Source organism: Vibrio sp. HA2012 (genome assembly GCF_002812955.1).
Lineage (GTDB): Bacteria > Pseudomonadota > Gammaproteobacteria > Enterobacterales > Vibrionaceae > Vibrio.
The window spans coordinates 418,246-433,527 of sequence record NZ_PFXK01000003.1; the positions used below are offsets into that span (position 1 = coordinate 418,246).

Below are 15,282 nucleotides of genomic sequence, written 5' to 3' on the forward strand. Positions count from 1 at the left end.
CTCAAGCTCCGACCTGCTCAGGTTCGCCCTTTACCATCAGGGCTGTCTCCTTGTTTGTCGGTTTTTTTCCCCGTTCAGAGGACGTCACTGTCTGACAATTACAGTAACGGCAGAAATGTTGCTGTTCCAGTTTATAATGATTTTTTCCGGAAAAGAGACTATTGGTGATCCGAGCCAGTTTCTGAGTCAATGAAACCTGTTCTACCTCAGGACTACGACGCATCACAGACTTATGGGGTGTCACTTTTTTGCATACTTCGCAGTACAGATCTGGCATGAGGGAACTCCTTTATCTCACAACTGGATATATGGGCTCTAAGTAAATGTCGGTTAAGCTCATAAAGAAATAATTGACGCTTCAAATAATAAGAGTAATTCTCAGAAAAAACGTGTTTTTTGTGTAAAAATCCTGCTTCTCCAGCAAATAAAAACCCAAAACGGGATGTAGATCACATCAAAAAACCCTCTATCGTCTATCAAGACCATAGAGGGTTTCATCAATAAAGTTCATTGTTAACTATTTGTTAATCAAGCTCTTTCAGCTTTTTCTGAAAATCAGAAAAATCATCTGCTACCTTATCATCCGGAGCCGGAGTCAATACACTAACAAGCAGAATCGCCAGCGTTGAGAGGATGATCCCGGGTACGATTTCATATACATCGAACCAGCCCCCACTTAATTGTTTCCAGATAACAATAGTTGTCCCCCCAACCAGAATCCCGGCAAGAGCACCGTAACGGTTCATCCTTGACCAGTACAGACTCAATACCATTGCCGGACCAAATGCAGCACCGAACCCTGCCCAGGCATAGGAAACTAAACCAAGTACGGAACTGTCAGGATTCACGGCCAGCAGACAGGCAACAACTGACAGGGCTATAACCCCATAACGTCCTACTTTAACAATATCCTCAGAAGATGCCTCTTTCTTCACCAGTTGCTTATAAAAATCTTCTGCCAGAGCAGATGATGAAACTAATAGCTGGGAATCTGCCGTACTCATAATAGCCGCCAAAATTGCCGCCAGTAAAATACCAGCAATAACTGGGTGAAACACCGCATTAACCAGTAGCATAAATATTTTCTCACCATCAGCAAGCTGAATATGCGGATGGTTTGTCACATATAATAAACCAACCAAACCAACCAAAATGGCTCCAAACATAGAAATTCCCGTCCAGATAACAGCAATCCGACGGGCTGTCGTCAACTCCCGGTTAGTACGAGACGCCTTAAAACGAGCCAGAATATGTGGCTGCCCAAAATACCCCAGCCCCCATGCCAACAAAGAAATGATAGCAATTGCACTTAACGGCTCACCTTTAGAATCGTTCCAAAGCGTCAGCAGCTCCGGATTCACAGCAGATAAATCCGTACTCAGTTGTGTAAAGCCCCCCTGCATAGATGCAATCGGAACAATCAGCAATGCCGCGGCCATCAGCAGCCCCTGAACCAGATCCGTCCAAGATACGGCCAAAAAGCCACCGAACAGGGTATAAGAAACAATACATACTGTACCGATAACCAAAGCAATGCTGTAATCAAGACCAAACACGGTTTCAAACAGCTTTCCTCCGGCAACTAATCCTGAGCTGGTATAAAAAAGGAAGAACAACAGAATAAAAAATGCAGAAATAATCTGAATCATTTTTGAACTGTCATTAAAACGACGCGATAAAAACTCCGGAATGGTCAGGGCATCGGTGGTAATACTATAAGTCCGTAAACGCTTAGCACTAACAAGCCAGTTAGCCCATGTCCCCACCAGCAGTCCCCCTGCCAACCAAAATGATTCAATTCCGGCAGCATAAGCGTAACCGGGTAGTCCCAGCAGCAACCAGCCACTCATATCTGATGCACCGGCAGAAAGTGCAGCAGGCCAAGGGCCTAATGTTCTTCCCCCCAAAAAATAATCACTGGAATTAATGGTACGCTGATACGCCCAGTAACCAATCGCAAGCATAACGGCTAAATAAGCAACAAACGTTGCTGTAATAGCTAAGCTATTCCCTATCATTAAAATATCCTCTTACTTTTATTCTTCTTCTGCTCGTAAACAACGGCAGAATGAGACTGCAGCGAACAGCGCTCCTTTGCTATTCGCCCGGTTTCTTGTCTGTTTCCCAAATCAGTTCTTGTTATTCCGGAAACATGATCAAGGTTGTGTTTGCTATATACCGACCTCATAATCCGGGGTCGTTGATGTCATAGCGTTTTAGAATAACCTGCAAATAAAGAGATGAACGGCACTTCTGTTATCTGCAACCTTTCCTTTTCTTCTGTCTGCATCATACAATCAAAGCATCCGTTCCCGGGTAGCAGGATCTGAATTAAAGGGGGGCATATTCTGAGCACCAGAGAAACATTTGTCAAAAGTAACCTGTGCTTGCCATGTTTACGGAACAATGATCAAGAGCGAATAAGTTACGGCTACTGTCTGTCTGATATCAGAACCCATGAACAGGCCACAAATGGTCAATACACATAAAAACGTACTGACATACATGGAATAAAAACCTACCTGATTGATATCTCTGTGTAAAAAATATTTTTCATAGCTCAATTTGGCGATTAATATCACATTTATCATATTAAAGATGATAAGCTCTATTCGGATGAGGTAACTCACATTACAATGAATAGTAATGTCGCTGGATCTTGGCTATCAAGCAACACTATCTGGCTGTTATTATTTATTATTTTAATTTTTATCTCCTGAAACTGAGTGGCTTGACGCTTCATACCTTTAGTCGATGAAAAGCCCTCCGGTAAAGGATTGATTTTTAATTTCGAAATACAATGCAGGGACTTATGATCAAACGCCGTATCCCAGCGCTTATGCTTGCGCTAACGCCTTTCTGGCTATCGGCATCTATCTCGGCAGAGGAACTACAGCAAGTAGACCCCGTTGTCGCAATTGATGCGAAGATTGACCAGAAGAAGGCAGACATAGACGCCGTAAACGAGGAATATGCTTCTGAGTCGGCGACATTAAAACAACTTCAGCAGAATCAGGATGCATTACAACGAGAAGCAGGTGAACTGGAAGCGAAACGTAATCGCTCAAAGTCCACACTGGATAAACAATACGCTCGTCTGCTTGATGACCCTGAAACGGATCTGAGCAGCTTTCAGAAACAATATCAGGATGCATGGAAAGCGGTGAAAGACAACCAGTCAGACACACTGACCAATCGCCAGAACATCACAGAAAGCGAAATGCGTCTTTCACAGATCAAACAGAAGAAAGCCCGTTTCGTTAACGAATTTGAAAACCTGAAAGAGTCGCGAATAGATGCTCGTGTTAAGCGTATCAGCGCAGAACTAAGAGAGAGTGATGTACTGGAAACCAGCTACACGACCACCTGTTCAACAACCATGACATTGGGTGAATGCGTTAGTCAGGGTAAATATCTGACCAAACAGAAAGCGGTGAAAACATTCAAAGATAAACTTCTTTCCAGCTTGACTGAATCAACTCTCGCCAGACAAAACCTTGAAGGTGTTCAATTGAACATCCATGTTCAGGAAAGCCAGATTATCAAAAGTGGTTTTTCCGGAGATAACACATATTCGACCCAGATGCAGGCACAGTTACAGGCTAAACCCGAATTGGCTGCAGCCTGTAGCCTGCTGAATGTTGAGTCTCGCTATTGTCTTAAAGGTCAGGTACAGTCAAGAAAAGATAAAGACAAACAGTGGGCTAATGTCACTGTTCGTTCCGATCAGTACAATGATGCTGTGACTATCGATGGCGTAAAATACGGCAGTACCCCGGTTGAAATCGTTCTGCCCACAGGGCGACATCAGGTAACCGTATCAAAAGATGGTTACGAAACATACAATCGCGTGATTTCGATCAACAGTAATGATACTGTTTGGGTAAAACTTATGCCGAACAAAGAAGGCTGACTTTGATTTAGTTGCCAAAAATCATAAACTTGATCTTAAAACGCCATTTTGTCTATTTATCTTTTGACGATATTCTGACAAAGTGGCGTTTTCGTATAGAATAAACAATTGCCCGATTAATCAATAAAGTAGTATTACGACGATGCGACAAGGACTACCTGCACTACTGATAGCACTAGCACCATGCTTTGCTCTGGCTCCTTCGATGGCGGCCGATGATACACCTGTAGAAAATGCACCCGTAGAAATGGTACAAAGCATCGACGATGCTCTCTTTACCAAACGTACGGAGATGGAAGCCGCTTCTAAAGAAGTAGCCGATAAAAAAGATTCCATCCGCCTGGCTCAGGAAAATCAGTCTCGTCTGGAAAAGGTTGCAGAACAGCTGGATCAGAAACTGAACCAAACCCGAAAAACACTGGATCGCGATTATAAACGTGTTCTAGATGAACCGGATTTTGATATTCGCCCGAGCCAGGGAGCTTATCAAAGTGCCTGGGCGGAGGTAAAACAGAATCAGCAAGAACGGCTGGAAGCTGAACACAGCATTCAGGAAATGTATGCTGAACTGAGTCAACGGGAAGCAAAACTAAAACATATAAATACTGAGCAAGAACAGCTAGAACAACGAAAACTTCGAGCACGGGCAGAAAGGATCCGTGCAGAACTAAACCAGCAAAAACAGATTTCCGTCAGCTTCACCAACACGTGTAAACCGACCATGACACTGGGTCAATGCCGGGAACAAACAAAAAGTCTGGCAACACAAAAAGCGGTTGGGCAATTTCAGGATGTGCTGATCGCCGAGACAACTGAGTCTGCTGTCGCTAAAGCACACCTTGGAACCACATCACTAAATATTCATGTTCTGGGAAATAAGACTTCCGTTTCCAAATTCTATGATCAGAACAAGCATCAAACTGTAATGGAAGTTACCCTTGAAGCCCGTCCGGCTAAAAATACCCCTTGTAAACTATTAGATATTGACTCTCAGTACTGTTTTGCCGAGGGTAAAAATCCGGCTGAAGATAGCCAGAAAAAAGAAATTCCATGGGTAACGTTAACCATTCACTCGAATCAATATCAGGATCGAGTATCCATTGATGGAGTCAGCTACGGTAATACCCCAGTCGATATTATGCTCCCGGTTGGAGCACATATGATCACTGTAGAAAAAGAAGGATACCGTTCATTCCATCAGGAGCTGAAAATTACGGGTGACCATACGTTGAGAGCCGTACTGAGGGAAGAAGAAAACCTCCCGCATTCAGGACGAGTCTTTGCCGACGCACTGCAAAGTAACGTTAAAGCACCGGAAATGGTAGTGATTGGTTCCGGTCAATACCTGATCGGTGAACATGCTGCAAAACAGGTCAATATGGCTAAAGCTTATGCCTTGTCAGCAACACCCATTACCGTGTCTCAATTTGAAATTTTTGTAAGCAGTACTGGATATCAAACCGATGCTGAACTGCAGAAACTCTGCACTACCGTCAATAACTCACAGGTAATTCCAGTTCCGGACAGCTACTGGCGTAATCCAGGCTTTAAGCAAACCGTTGATTCACCTGCTGTTTGTCTGAGCCATAATGATGCTAAGGCATATACCCGGTGGCTGTCGAAGGAAACAGGTTTTGCCTATCGTCTTCCGACAGAGGATGAATGGGAAATCGCAGCCAGAGCAGGAACTCAAACTACCTACTGGTGGGGAGATAATTTTGGTACCGGCAATGCGAATACTGGCTGGGGCGGAACAAAGTGGTCGAATAACAGTACATCCCCAGTAAAAAGTTTTCCGCCCAACAGCTTTGGTTTATACGATGTAGCAGGAAACGTATGGGAATGGACTAGTGACACTCGCGGTGTGACCAAAGGTGGCTCCTGGAGCTTTTCACCCAATCAGGCATCCTCAGCAAGCCGATTATTTCAGGACCCTAATACAGCTTCTAATTATGTTGGTTTCCGGATATTAAGAGAGCTTTAAATACAAGACTCATTGGCTTTATGAAAAGGCCTTCTGTATGACAGAAGGCCTTTTCTTTATAACAGGTCTATATCGAAACAAAACCGTTATGCTGTGTAACAGATGCCGCACTCAACGCTGCATCAACCAATCCTGCTCAAGGCTCTTACGCTTAAAACAAATAAAGATAAAAAGCCTGACACAGGCAAACCACTAAGGAGCCAGCCGCTCAATACTCCACTGCTCATCATCACGGGTAAACAAAAAGCGATCGTGCAAACGATGTTCCCCCCCCTGCCAGAATTCGATGGTTTCAGGACGAATACGAAATCCTCCCCAAAATGACGGGACAGGGATCTCACCTTTTGCAAATTTATTCTTTAATTCCAAAAACTTGCCTTCAAGAACACCACGAGCTGAGATACGGCTGCTCTGTTTACTTGCCCAAGCAGCCAACTGGCTCTCTTTAGGCCGGGATGAAAAATACTTCATATTTTCCAGTGCCGTCAGCTTTTCAGCCGTTCCTGTTATATGCACCTGTCTTTCTAACGGATGCCAGGGGAAGTGAAGACTCACTTTACTATTTTCGCCTATTTCCTCAGCTTTACGACTACCAAGGTTGGTATAAAATACAAACCCTCTCTCGTCCACATGCTTTAACAATACGATACGCTGAGATGGCTGCCCTTCCCGGCTTACTGTTGCGACCGTCATCGCAGTAGGATCAGCCAGTTTTGCATCAATTGCCTGTTGCAACCAAAGGTTAAACTGCTCAATGGGATCAGACTTAAGATCTTGTCTGCGTAAGCCACCCTTCGTATATTCCCTGCGTATATCAGACAGTTCCATTTCTACTCCTCAGAATTTTTTCCCGATTTTGCGCTGTCATACGACGTAACACAAGCACAATTAAACAATAACTCCGGGAACTGTTTTTCGCAATCTTAGCTATCTGTGCATAGACTTATACTAATAGCCCTGCATAACCGCACGGTCGTCAGACGGGAAATGCTCATGAGCCGCCAACAATATAAAAAGCTCAGCAAAACAGAACTCGATTACATAGACGACAAAACTGCCGCCTTACTGATGAATACACCAACCAGTGCAAGAATTCTGCTCTGGGTTATCGTCTGCTTTGTCATCGCGGCAATCGGTTGGGCATCCCAGGCTAAAATAGATAAGGTCACCGTCGGAATAGGTAAAGTTATTCCCTCTTCCCAGCTTCAGGTGGTACAAAACCTAGAAGGCGGACTGGTAAAGCAAATTCTGGTTCGGGAAGGAGAACAGGTAAAAGAAAACCAGCCACTGATCTTAATCGATGATACCCGTTTCCGTTCTGATTTTAGGGAAAGAGAGCAACAGGTCGCCAACCTGACCGCCCATGTTTTACAATTGTCAGCATCTATAGCCAGTGTTGAAATAAAAGAAAATGTTGATACGGAGAACTGGGAAAACAGCATAAAGCTAAATTTCCGTAAACTGGAATTTCCTTCCTCTTTGCTACAAACACAATCCTCACTAGTTCAGAGACAAACTGCCGAATATCGTCAGGATCTGGAAAACCTGCAGAACCAACTATCCCTTCTCAGTCAGCAGGTCAAACAGAAACAACAGGATCTTATCGAAGTAAAGGCCAGAGTTGCTAATCTCAAAATTGGTTATGATTTTGCAGCAAAAGAGCTGGAAATCACAGAACCACTGGCCAAAGAAGGTATTGTACCTAAAATCGAATTGCTGAAACTTCAACGTCAATTAAATGATACCCATCGGGAACTTACCTCTGCCCGGTTAAAAATCCCTGTCATCAATGCCGCAATACGTGAAGCTATGTTCAACCGGATCAATGCTGCTCTGAAGTTTCGTTCCGAGCAACAGGAAAAACTGAATCAGGATCAGGACAGGTTGTCTGCACTGACCGAGTCCGCAGTCGGACTACAAGACAGAGTAAACCGGACAACCGTTATTTCACCAGTCACCGGTACCATAAAAAAACTCTATACAAATACCGTTGGTGGCGTCATCCAGCCAGGTATGGATCTGGTTGAGATTGTTCCGACAGAAGATACTCTGCTAATAGAAGCTAAAATTGCTCCGCAGGACATCGCCTTTCTGCGCCCGGGTCTTCCGGCTATCGTCAAGTTCAGTGCCTATGATTTTACTCGCTACGGTGGGCTGGAAGGAATGCTGGAACATATCAGTGCTGATACGATTCAGGATGAAGAAGGAAACAGCTTTTATCTGGTTCGGATCCGAACTGATGACCATCAGTTTGGCAGCCGTGGTGAATTGCCTATCATTCCCGGAATGACCACCTCTGTTGATATCATCACAGGAAAACGAACTGTACTAGACTATATATTAAAGCCTATTATAACAGCACGATACACAGCATTAAGAGAATAAGGATGAATGTAATATGCCCCAAACCTGCTTCGTCGCCATTAATTAATCACCTTTTGCAGATGTTAGACAATTTTATCAGGGTATCTGTTTTATGATAAACAAAGGGATACTCCTTGTGTGTCTGCTGGTATTGTCTATGGCTTCAGTTGCACTTAATTCTCAGGAACAGCGCTGGATAGATGCTGTTCAGGCTGCATATGGAGGTAATTCCGGACAACGGGTACAAACCTGGCGGGAAATGATCGACGGGCTGACAGCTACCTCTGAAATAGACAAGCTGACAGAAGTAAACCGCTTCTTCAACGGAATGAACTTCGTAAATGATATCTATCTGTGGGGAAAGAAGGATTACTGGGCAACTCCTTTGGAATTTCTTGGCGCCTATGGCGGTGATTGTGAAGATTTCACCATATCTAAATATTTTTCCCTGCTAGAGCTGGGTGTCTCAGATCAAAAACTCCGGCTGGCATACGTTAAGGCAATAAAACTGAATGAGTTCCATATGGTTTTAACCTATTACGCCAAACCCAGCTCAGTACCATTAGTTCTGGATAACATCAATCCAGTGATCCTTCCGGCCAGCCAGCGGCCGGATCTGCTGCCAATTTATAGTTTTAACGGCCAAAACCTATGGCTGATGAAAGAGAAAACCGGCGGTAAGCTCGCGGGTAAATCTTCCCGTTTAAGCTTATGGAACGAATTGCGGTCACGTAAAGATGCACTGACCCTGAATATACCAGTGGTCAATCTCGACGAATATTTTGAGAAGACAAAATGACATTATATAACAAACTTGTAGCGGGAATGTTAACCGTGTTCTTGCTTCTTATTGGATCTGTACTAACCAATGAGTTCACCACGACCCTTAACTTTCTCGAGCAGCAACAGCGTTCAGAAATGAATAATACCATCAATACCGTTGGACTGGCTCTCGCTCCTTATCTGGAAAAACATGACTATGTTGCTGCGGAATCGGTAATCAATGCTCTGTTTGACGGTAGTTCCTACTCCGTCGTCAAACTCAATTTTCTTGATAATGACAAAGAAATTGTCCGCACCTATAAGGTTGTTGCCCATAGTGTTCCGCAATGGTTTATCGACCTTAATTTTCTGACTAAACAACACGATCAGCGCATCATTACCAGTGGCTGGCTACAACTGGCCGAAATAGAAATCGTCAGCCACCCCGGTGATGCCTATGAACAGCTTTGGGATGCGCTTATCAATCTTATCATCGCATTTGCACTGGCTATTCTGGCAGGCCTTCTGTTGATTGCCCTGATGCTGAAACGTTCTCTGCGGCCATTGAGCCTTATCATCAGAAAGATGAAAGATATTGCTGAAAATAAATTTGGAGAACCGCTGACACAACCCAATACTAAGGATCTCATTCCAGTTGTCGACGGGATCAATGCTATGTCCCGCCAAATTGAGAAAAATTTCCAGACACAGGCTCAAGAAGCACAAAAACTGCGGGAACGCGCCTATATGGATCCCGTATCCCAGTTAGGTAACCGCTCTTTCTTTTTAAGTCAGTTGAATCAATGGCTGAATGAATCTGCTGTCGGTGGTGTCGCCCTGCTGCAAGCAAAATTCATTAAAGATGCCTACGATACACACGGCTACGAAAACGGTGATCGTCTAGTACAGGAACTGGCAAATCAACTCAAGGCCTCCGACAGCTCACATGAAGCGACCATTGCCCGCATCAGCACAGAAGAATTTGGTTTTATTTTCCCCAATATCAGCGAAGAAGATCTGAGAGTCGTTGCAGAAGATATTGTTTGCCAAACCAAAACTATCTGCACCAATCCTGCTGGTATATTACCGGATGAAAGCATCCTCGGGGTAGTATATAACACCGGCCCTAAAGGCTGTGGAGAGATTCTTTCTCTGATGGATAACGCAGTTTCTCTGGCTCACTCTTCTCCGGAAAATCACTTCGGAATCATCACCGAGCAGGACAGCCGGACAACACTGGGAAAACAGCAATGGAGAGCACTGGTGGAAGAAGCGATGCATAGCCATACCATTCACTTCAAATTCCAGTCAGCTAATGATGTACATGGTGCAATATTCCATAAAGAAGTCTTCTCAGCCATAGAGATGGATGGTGAACGCTATACTGCGAACCAGTATCTGTTTGCACTGGAACAACTCAATGCCGGATATATTTTCGACCAATACGTCATCTCAAACATGATAGACAAACTGGAACAAGGCATCATTGAAGATGTTCTGGCCATCAACCTGACTGTCAGTAGTGTATCCGCTCCAAGCTTTATCCGCTGGCTAACCAAAGAGCTCAGCAAGCATAAAACAGTAAGCAACAAATTGCATTTTGAAATCCCAGAGCTGTGTTTTATCCATCACCAGCATCATACGGCACTATTGTGTAATGCCATTACGGCCAGTGGAGCAAAATTTGGGGTAGACAACTACGGCAGACATTTCCATTCCCTTGATTATGTAAATGAATTCAGACCGCATTACGTTAAATTAGATTATCTCTACACCCATCAGATTGAAGATGAAAAACAGCGCTATACCTTAACGTCAATTTCCCGAACAGCACATAATCTGGGTATAACAACCATTGCTTCACGAGTAGAAACTCAGGCACAGCTGGACTTTTTATCAGAGCACTTTATTGAAGTTTTCCAAGGGTTTATCGTTGATAAACAATAAAGATTAAGAACATAACAGGAAAAAGGTTGCAGACATATGCTCGATCCCTTGCTCACATCTCTGGTTTATATCAGTCGTTATTACGGACTGGCGAATTCACCGGAAGCACTGGTCAACGGGTTGCCCCTGGCCGACGGGCGTCTGACACCTTTTCTGTTTCCGCGTTCAGCAGAGCGAGCCGGTTTGATTGCGACAGAAAATCGTTCACCATTAACTAAAATTTCCACGTTAATTCTTCCCGCTGTTTTATTATTAAAAGGCGGTGATTCCTGTGTTCTTCTCAGTATTGATGAAAGTAAGCAGGAAACAGAAGTGGTTACGGTTGATTCTCATCTGACCCCGATATCTCTACCGCTCAAAGAACTGGAAAACCAGTATATCGGCCGGTATTTTCTGGTAAAAAAACAGTTCCGCTATGATGAGCGCTCTCCTGAAATACTAAAAACCCACCACAAACATTGGTTCTGGGGAACGATACTGGACTCACACCGTATTTATCGGGATGTGCTAATCGCTTCACTGCTGATCAATCTGTTTGCTATTTCAGCTCCGCTATTTACCCGAATTGTCTATGATAAAGTAGTTCCTAACCTGGCTTTTGAATCTCTCTGGGTACTGGCATCCGGTGTGTTTGTAATCTTTATTTTCGATTTTATTCTGAAATCACTGAGAAGTTATTTTATTGATATAGCAGGAAAAAAATCTGACATCATCATTTCATCACGACTATTCAGTAAAATAATGGGAATAAGGATGGAAAGTCGTCCCCCTTCTGTCGGAGCCTTTGCCCGCCACTTACAAGAATTTGAATCTATTCGGGAGTTTTTCACTTCTGCAACCATTTCAGCACTTATAGACTTGCCTTTTGCAGTAATGTTTCTCATCATCATCTGGCTGTTAACCGGTGATATGGTATTTATCCCTCTGGCAGGTTCTTTGGTATTAATTGTACATGCATTATTTATTCAGGAACCATTGAAACAGAGTATTGAGGAAGGCTCTAGACTGGCTTCACAAAAGTACGCCAACCTGATCGAAAGTCTGGCTGGGCTGGAGTCCGTGAAACTGTTCGGAGCCGCTTCCCGGTTTCAGTTCCGCTGGGAAGAAGCTGTTGCCCATATGGCAGACTGGAATATCAAAAGCCATAAAATCAGCAATACTATTCAGGCAATGGCCAGCTTCGTTCAGCAGTCCTGCAGTGTCGGAATGATTATACTCGGAGTCTATCTAATCGCAGACGGCCAACTTACAATGGGGGGACTGATCGCAGCAACTATGCTCAGTAGCCGGGCAATAGCCCCTCTGGTTCAGCTTTCATTACTGTCCGTCCGCTATAATCAGGCAAAATCCTCTATGACGATTATCGGACAACTCATGGCAATGCCGGATGAGCAAGAGGAAGGAAAGCGCTATATTCACAGACCAATCATCCACGGAAAAATAGAGCTGGATAAAGTCACATTCCACTACCCGGGTTCATCTTCCGCTTCTATCCGGGATTTGAGTCTGAAAATTAATCCAGGAGAAAAAGTAGCTATCATAGGTCGCGTCGGGTCAGGGAAAACAACATTAGAACGACTGATTATGGGTCTTTACCAACCCAAAGAAGGGTATATACGTATTGATGATACCGACATTAATCAGCTACATCATATTGATGTCCGTAGAAATATTGGCTGTGTCCCTCAAGAGAGCATTCTTTTTTTTGGTTCAATTCGTGAAAATATTATGCTGGGCAAGCCCTTAGCTGACGATAGAGCTGTCATGGATGCAGCCAGCAGGGCTGGCGTAACATCGTTCACCCAGCAAGATCCCGCCGGGCTGGAAAGACAGGTCGGGGAAGGCGGAATGCTGCTTTCCGGGGGACAACGTCAATCTGTTGCTATTGCACGGGCAATGCTGGGCAGACCTCCGGTACTCTTAATGGATGAGCCAACCAGTGCAATGGATAACCGAACTGAACTGCATATTAAACACCAGCTGAAACAGATGAGAAAGCACGAAACCCTTATTCTGATCACTCATAAAATGTCTATGATCGATGTTGTTGACAGGTTGATCCTGCTGGAAAAAGGCACAATCATTGCTGACGGCTCAAAAGAACAGGTGCTGGAATCATTGAAAAATGGCACAGTAAACATTATGGGCTAGTATTTTTTGCCACCGGAAATAATCGCTATGAGTGAAAAAGAGATTAAGAAAATTATTACGGATTTTACTTCAATAGAACAAGCGTTGGAGTATTTCGAGATAGACTATGACAGTCGCTTCATTGAGGACTACCGTATGCCGTTGATAAAACGCTTTAACGGCTACCTACTACTTGAAAAACCGGATAACTGGTTTTCCGCTCGCCGGGCCTTAAAAAATGCATATTGCAAAGTACAGCGTAGTCGCTTAGATCCTCATTCACGCTCAGCCTGCAGGGGATGTACTTCATGCCAACGTCGGTAAAAGGTAAAACACCTGTTATTCTGTATAGGGTTAACCGTCTATAAAAGAGCCTCTAGGCGTCTTCACTATCGGCTTCCACACCTTCAACCATAGAACGACACTTAATCCGGTACTGATCAAAACTAAATGTACATGCTGCATGTTCCCGTTTAGTTATTACTATTTCATCGCCAAACTGAACAGTAACCCGGGTATAGACTTTACTCCGCGCCTGAACCAGATTTTCCTTGAGCAGGTATTCGAGTTCATGTTCTGCCCGTTCCATTTTAGCCTTTGCCAGTTCCATAATCTGGGCACTATCAAGCTTCAGCTTCTCTATATGATCGATTTCGTCTTGGGTACGCTCAGCCTTAGGCTTTTTCTTCAGATTAATCTCAGCACGAACAACTTTCATTGTTTCATCCTGAGCCGTTTTGTAATTGTCCCGAAGCGTATTTAATTGTTCACGATATTTATCATAACGGGAAAATGCCTGCACATAAGTTGCCGTATCCCCTTCAACACCCAAATTAACACAAACAACCTTACCTGCCACAATAGCTCGACCACCACTCAGGGTTCCCTGCTTATCTGCTGAATCACATACTGTCAGATCCCCGCCACACTTAATTTCATTGCTCAGGCTATGGATTTCCATTTCAATATCTTTAGCAGCCTGAAGCACAGTGTACTGAGCATACTTAGTTCTGATACTGCCGTTTGTCTTCACCAGACAGGCCCTCTCCTGATCATCATCAACAGCATGGCCAATAATACCTTGTCCGACAACAATGTCTTCCTGAGCCTGAACATCAGCAGATTCGATAAAGCCTCCAATAGTAATCGAACCAGTTGCTCTGACGATCATTCCTGGCTCAACATTACCGGAAATAACGACACTACCTTTAAACTTAACGTGACCGGTTGTTGCATCAACCTTGGTCAAACACAGTGCGGGGTCAACGTCAACACTGTTATTTTTAATGATTGGCATCCCCGGTTGCTCAGCAATCAATAGATTGGGATCATTACTGTCAATAGCAGAACCCTTACCGGCTTTTAATACCGTATCATGCCCGGGTTTAGGTGCGATCATATGGCCTAAAACGGTGAACCCCGGTGTACCTTTTGTTGCGGGAATTCGTTTCATTAACGGCTCATTGGCTTCGACTGTAATCGTTTCACCCAAATTACGCATATCCACTTTACCAGTCTTACTGTTAGTTGTCTGTGGTGCTAAAACCTGCTTATTCACATCCGGGATCTGCGGAATAAACTGGGCATCTTTTCCCGGTACCGGATAGATACCCAGAGCAACCGGTTGGGTAAACTTCTCACCGGGAGCCAGTTCCTTACTCACAGCAAGCACTTTCTTCAGTGCCAATTTATTAATACCTTTGAGGACTTTTGCTTCGGCCAAAGCCTGTAGTACTTCGGGGCCATTAATCCCACGTCCGCCATACGCCCCAGTTATATCCATACTGGCGAGCATATCGTGATCTGACAGAATAACCTGAACCTGAGCATTCAACTGAGAAGCAACAACCATTCCTTCATAAGCCGCAGCACTCCCTTCCTTAGCCGCATTAACAAAACTTGTTACAGCCTCATCATCAAGGAAAAAGCTGCTCACCCCCAGTACGCCAAGCTGTCGGCTAAGTCCGTCACTAGTTAGATGCTGACTAACTTCTTCACCAGCCTGAACCTGTGCAATAACACGTTTACCATCATCTGAAAGACGAACCAGTTCCTTCCACATACCGACCCCTACTGAATGCAACCCGAACTTAAGTCTATCTAATTTCGTATAAAATAGCTCACCAGATAGCGAGTTATCCAACCCTCATCACTTTTCAATTTACAGTGTAAAATTGAGCAT

11 protein-coding genes are annotated in these 15,282 nt (G+C 44.1%); 7 read left to right on the forward strand and 4 right to left on the reverse strand.

The genetic code is table 11. The features are described from left to right. Position 1: 1 nt before the first annotated feature. Together CSW98_RS08040 and putP are read right to left on the reverse strand one after the other, a co-directional pair. Positions 2–277, reverse strand: coding sequence for a hypothetical protein (locus tag CSW98_RS08040; RefSeq protein ID WP_198517313.1), 276 nt, complete (start codon positions 275–277; stop codon positions 2–4). Positions 278–524: 247 nt separating this feature from the next. Further along, positions 525–2,015: a sodium/proline symporter PutP gene (gene putP / locus CSW98_RS08045; RefSeq protein WP_100800049.1), complete on the reverse strand. Its 1,491-nt coding sequence runs from the start codon at positions 2,013–2,015 to the stop codon at positions 525–527. Between the two features lie 797 nt (positions 2,016–2,812). Between putP and CSW98_RS08050 the strand changes: the two genes are divergently transcribed. Further along, complete coding sequence (locus CSW98_RS08050) at positions 2,813–3,913, forward strand: PEGA domain-containing protein (protein ID WP_100800050.1); 1,101 nt, start codon at positions 2,813–2,815, stop codon at positions 3,911–3,913. Positions 3,914–4,055: 142 nt separating this feature from the next. Further along, positions 4,056–5,897: an SUMF1/EgtB/PvdO family nonheme iron enzyme gene (locus CSW98_RS08055; RefSeq protein ID WP_100799948.1), complete on the forward strand. Its 1,842-nt coding sequence runs from the start codon at positions 4,056–4,058 to the stop codon at positions 5,895–5,897. A gap of 192 nt (positions 5,898–6,089) precedes the next feature. On the opposite strand, the gene pdxH is transcribed toward CSW98_RS08055, so the two are convergent. Continuing rightward, positions 6,090–6,725, reverse strand: a complete 636-nt coding sequence (gene pdxH, locus CSW98_RS08060; protein WP_100799949.1) for a pyridoxamine 5'-phosphate oxidase — start codon at positions 6,723–6,725, stop codon at positions 6,090–6,092. A gap of 165 nt (positions 6,726–6,890) precedes the next feature. On the opposite strand from pdxH, the gene CSW98_RS08065 reads away from it, so the two are divergent. From CSW98_RS08065 to CSW98_RS08085, 5 genes are all read left to right on the forward strand, one after another. Further along, positions 6,891–8,282, forward strand: a complete 1,392-nt coding sequence (locus CSW98_RS08065) for an HlyD family type I secretion periplasmic adaptor subunit (protein ID WP_100799950.1) — start codon at positions 6,891–6,893, stop codon at positions 8,280–8,282. Between the two features lie 94 nt (positions 8,283–8,376). Next, complete coding sequence (locus tag CSW98_RS08070) at positions 8,377–9,060, forward strand: transglutaminase-like cysteine peptidase (protein WP_443083657.1); 684 nt, start codon at positions 8,377–8,379, stop codon at positions 9,058–9,060. Beyond that, positions 9,057–10,970: a bifunctional diguanylate cyclase/phosphodiesterase gene (locus tag CSW98_RS08075; RefSeq protein WP_100799952.1), complete on the forward strand. Its 1,914-nt coding sequence runs from the start codon at positions 9,057–9,059 to the stop codon at positions 10,968–10,970. Before CSW98_RS08070 ends, CSW98_RS08075 begins: the two co-directional genes overlap by 4 nt. A 36-nt stretch (positions 10,971–11,006) precedes the next feature. Then, positions 11,007–13,121 carry a type I secretion system permease/ATPase gene (locus CSW98_RS08080; protein WP_100799953.1) on the forward strand — a complete coding sequence of 705 codons (2,115 nt, stop codon included), beginning with the start codon at positions 11,007–11,009 and terminating at the stop codon, positions 13,119–13,121. A 27-nt stretch (positions 13,122–13,148) separates the two neighbouring features. Beyond that, positions 13,149–13,424: a nitrogenase-stabilizing/protective protein NifW gene (locus CSW98_RS08085; RefSeq protein WP_100799954.1), complete on the forward strand. Its 276-nt coding sequence runs from the start codon at positions 13,149–13,151 to the stop codon at positions 13,422–13,424. A 52-nt stretch (positions 13,425–13,476) separates the two neighbouring features. Here the strand turns inward: CSW98_RS08085 and CSW98_RS08090 are convergent, their stop codons facing one another. Then, a complete protein-coding gene (locus CSW98_RS08090) occupies positions 13,477–15,162 on the reverse strand; it encodes a flagellar assembly protein A (protein ID WP_100799955.1) in 1,686 nt (561 codons plus the stop codon). Positions 15,163–15,282: the final 120 nt, after the last annotated feature.

Bases quoted from the DNA above. Each gene is read 5' to 3' on its own strand.
- CSW98_RS08085 (WP_100799954.1), top strand. From the start codon at position 13,149: ATGAGTGAAAAAGAGATTAAGAAAATTATTACGGATTTTACTTCAATA.
- CSW98_RS08065 (WP_100799950.1), top strand. From the start codon at position 6,891: ATGAGCCGCCAACAATATAAAAAGCTCAGCAAAACAGAACTCGATTAC.
- CSW98_RS08090 (WP_100799955.1), bottom strand. From the start codon at position 15,162: ATGTGGAAGGAACTGGTTCGTCTTTCAGATGATGGTAAACGTGTTATT.
- CSW98_RS08055 (WP_100799948.1), top strand. From the start codon at position 4,056: ATGCGACAAGGACTACCTGCACTACTGATAGCACTAGCACCATGCTTT.
- CSW98_RS08050 (WP_100800050.1), top strand. From the start codon at position 2,813: ATGATCAAACGCCGTATCCCAGCGCTTATGCTTGCGCTAACGCCTTTC.
- CSW98_RS08080 (WP_100799953.1), top strand. From the start codon at position 11,007: ATGCTCGATCCCTTGCTCACATCTCTGGTTTATATCAGTCGTTATTAC.
- CSW98_RS08075 (WP_100799952.1), top strand. From the start codon at position 9,057: ATGACATTATATAACAAACTTGTAGCGGGAATGTTAACCGTGTTCTTG.
- CSW98_RS08040 (WP_198517313.1), bottom strand. From the start codon at position 277: ATGCCAGATCTGTACTGCGAAGTATGCAAAAAAGTGACACCCCATAAG.
- pdxH (WP_100799949.1), bottom strand. From the start codon at position 6,725: ATGGAACTGTCTGATATACGCAGGGAATATACGAAGGGTGGCTTACGC.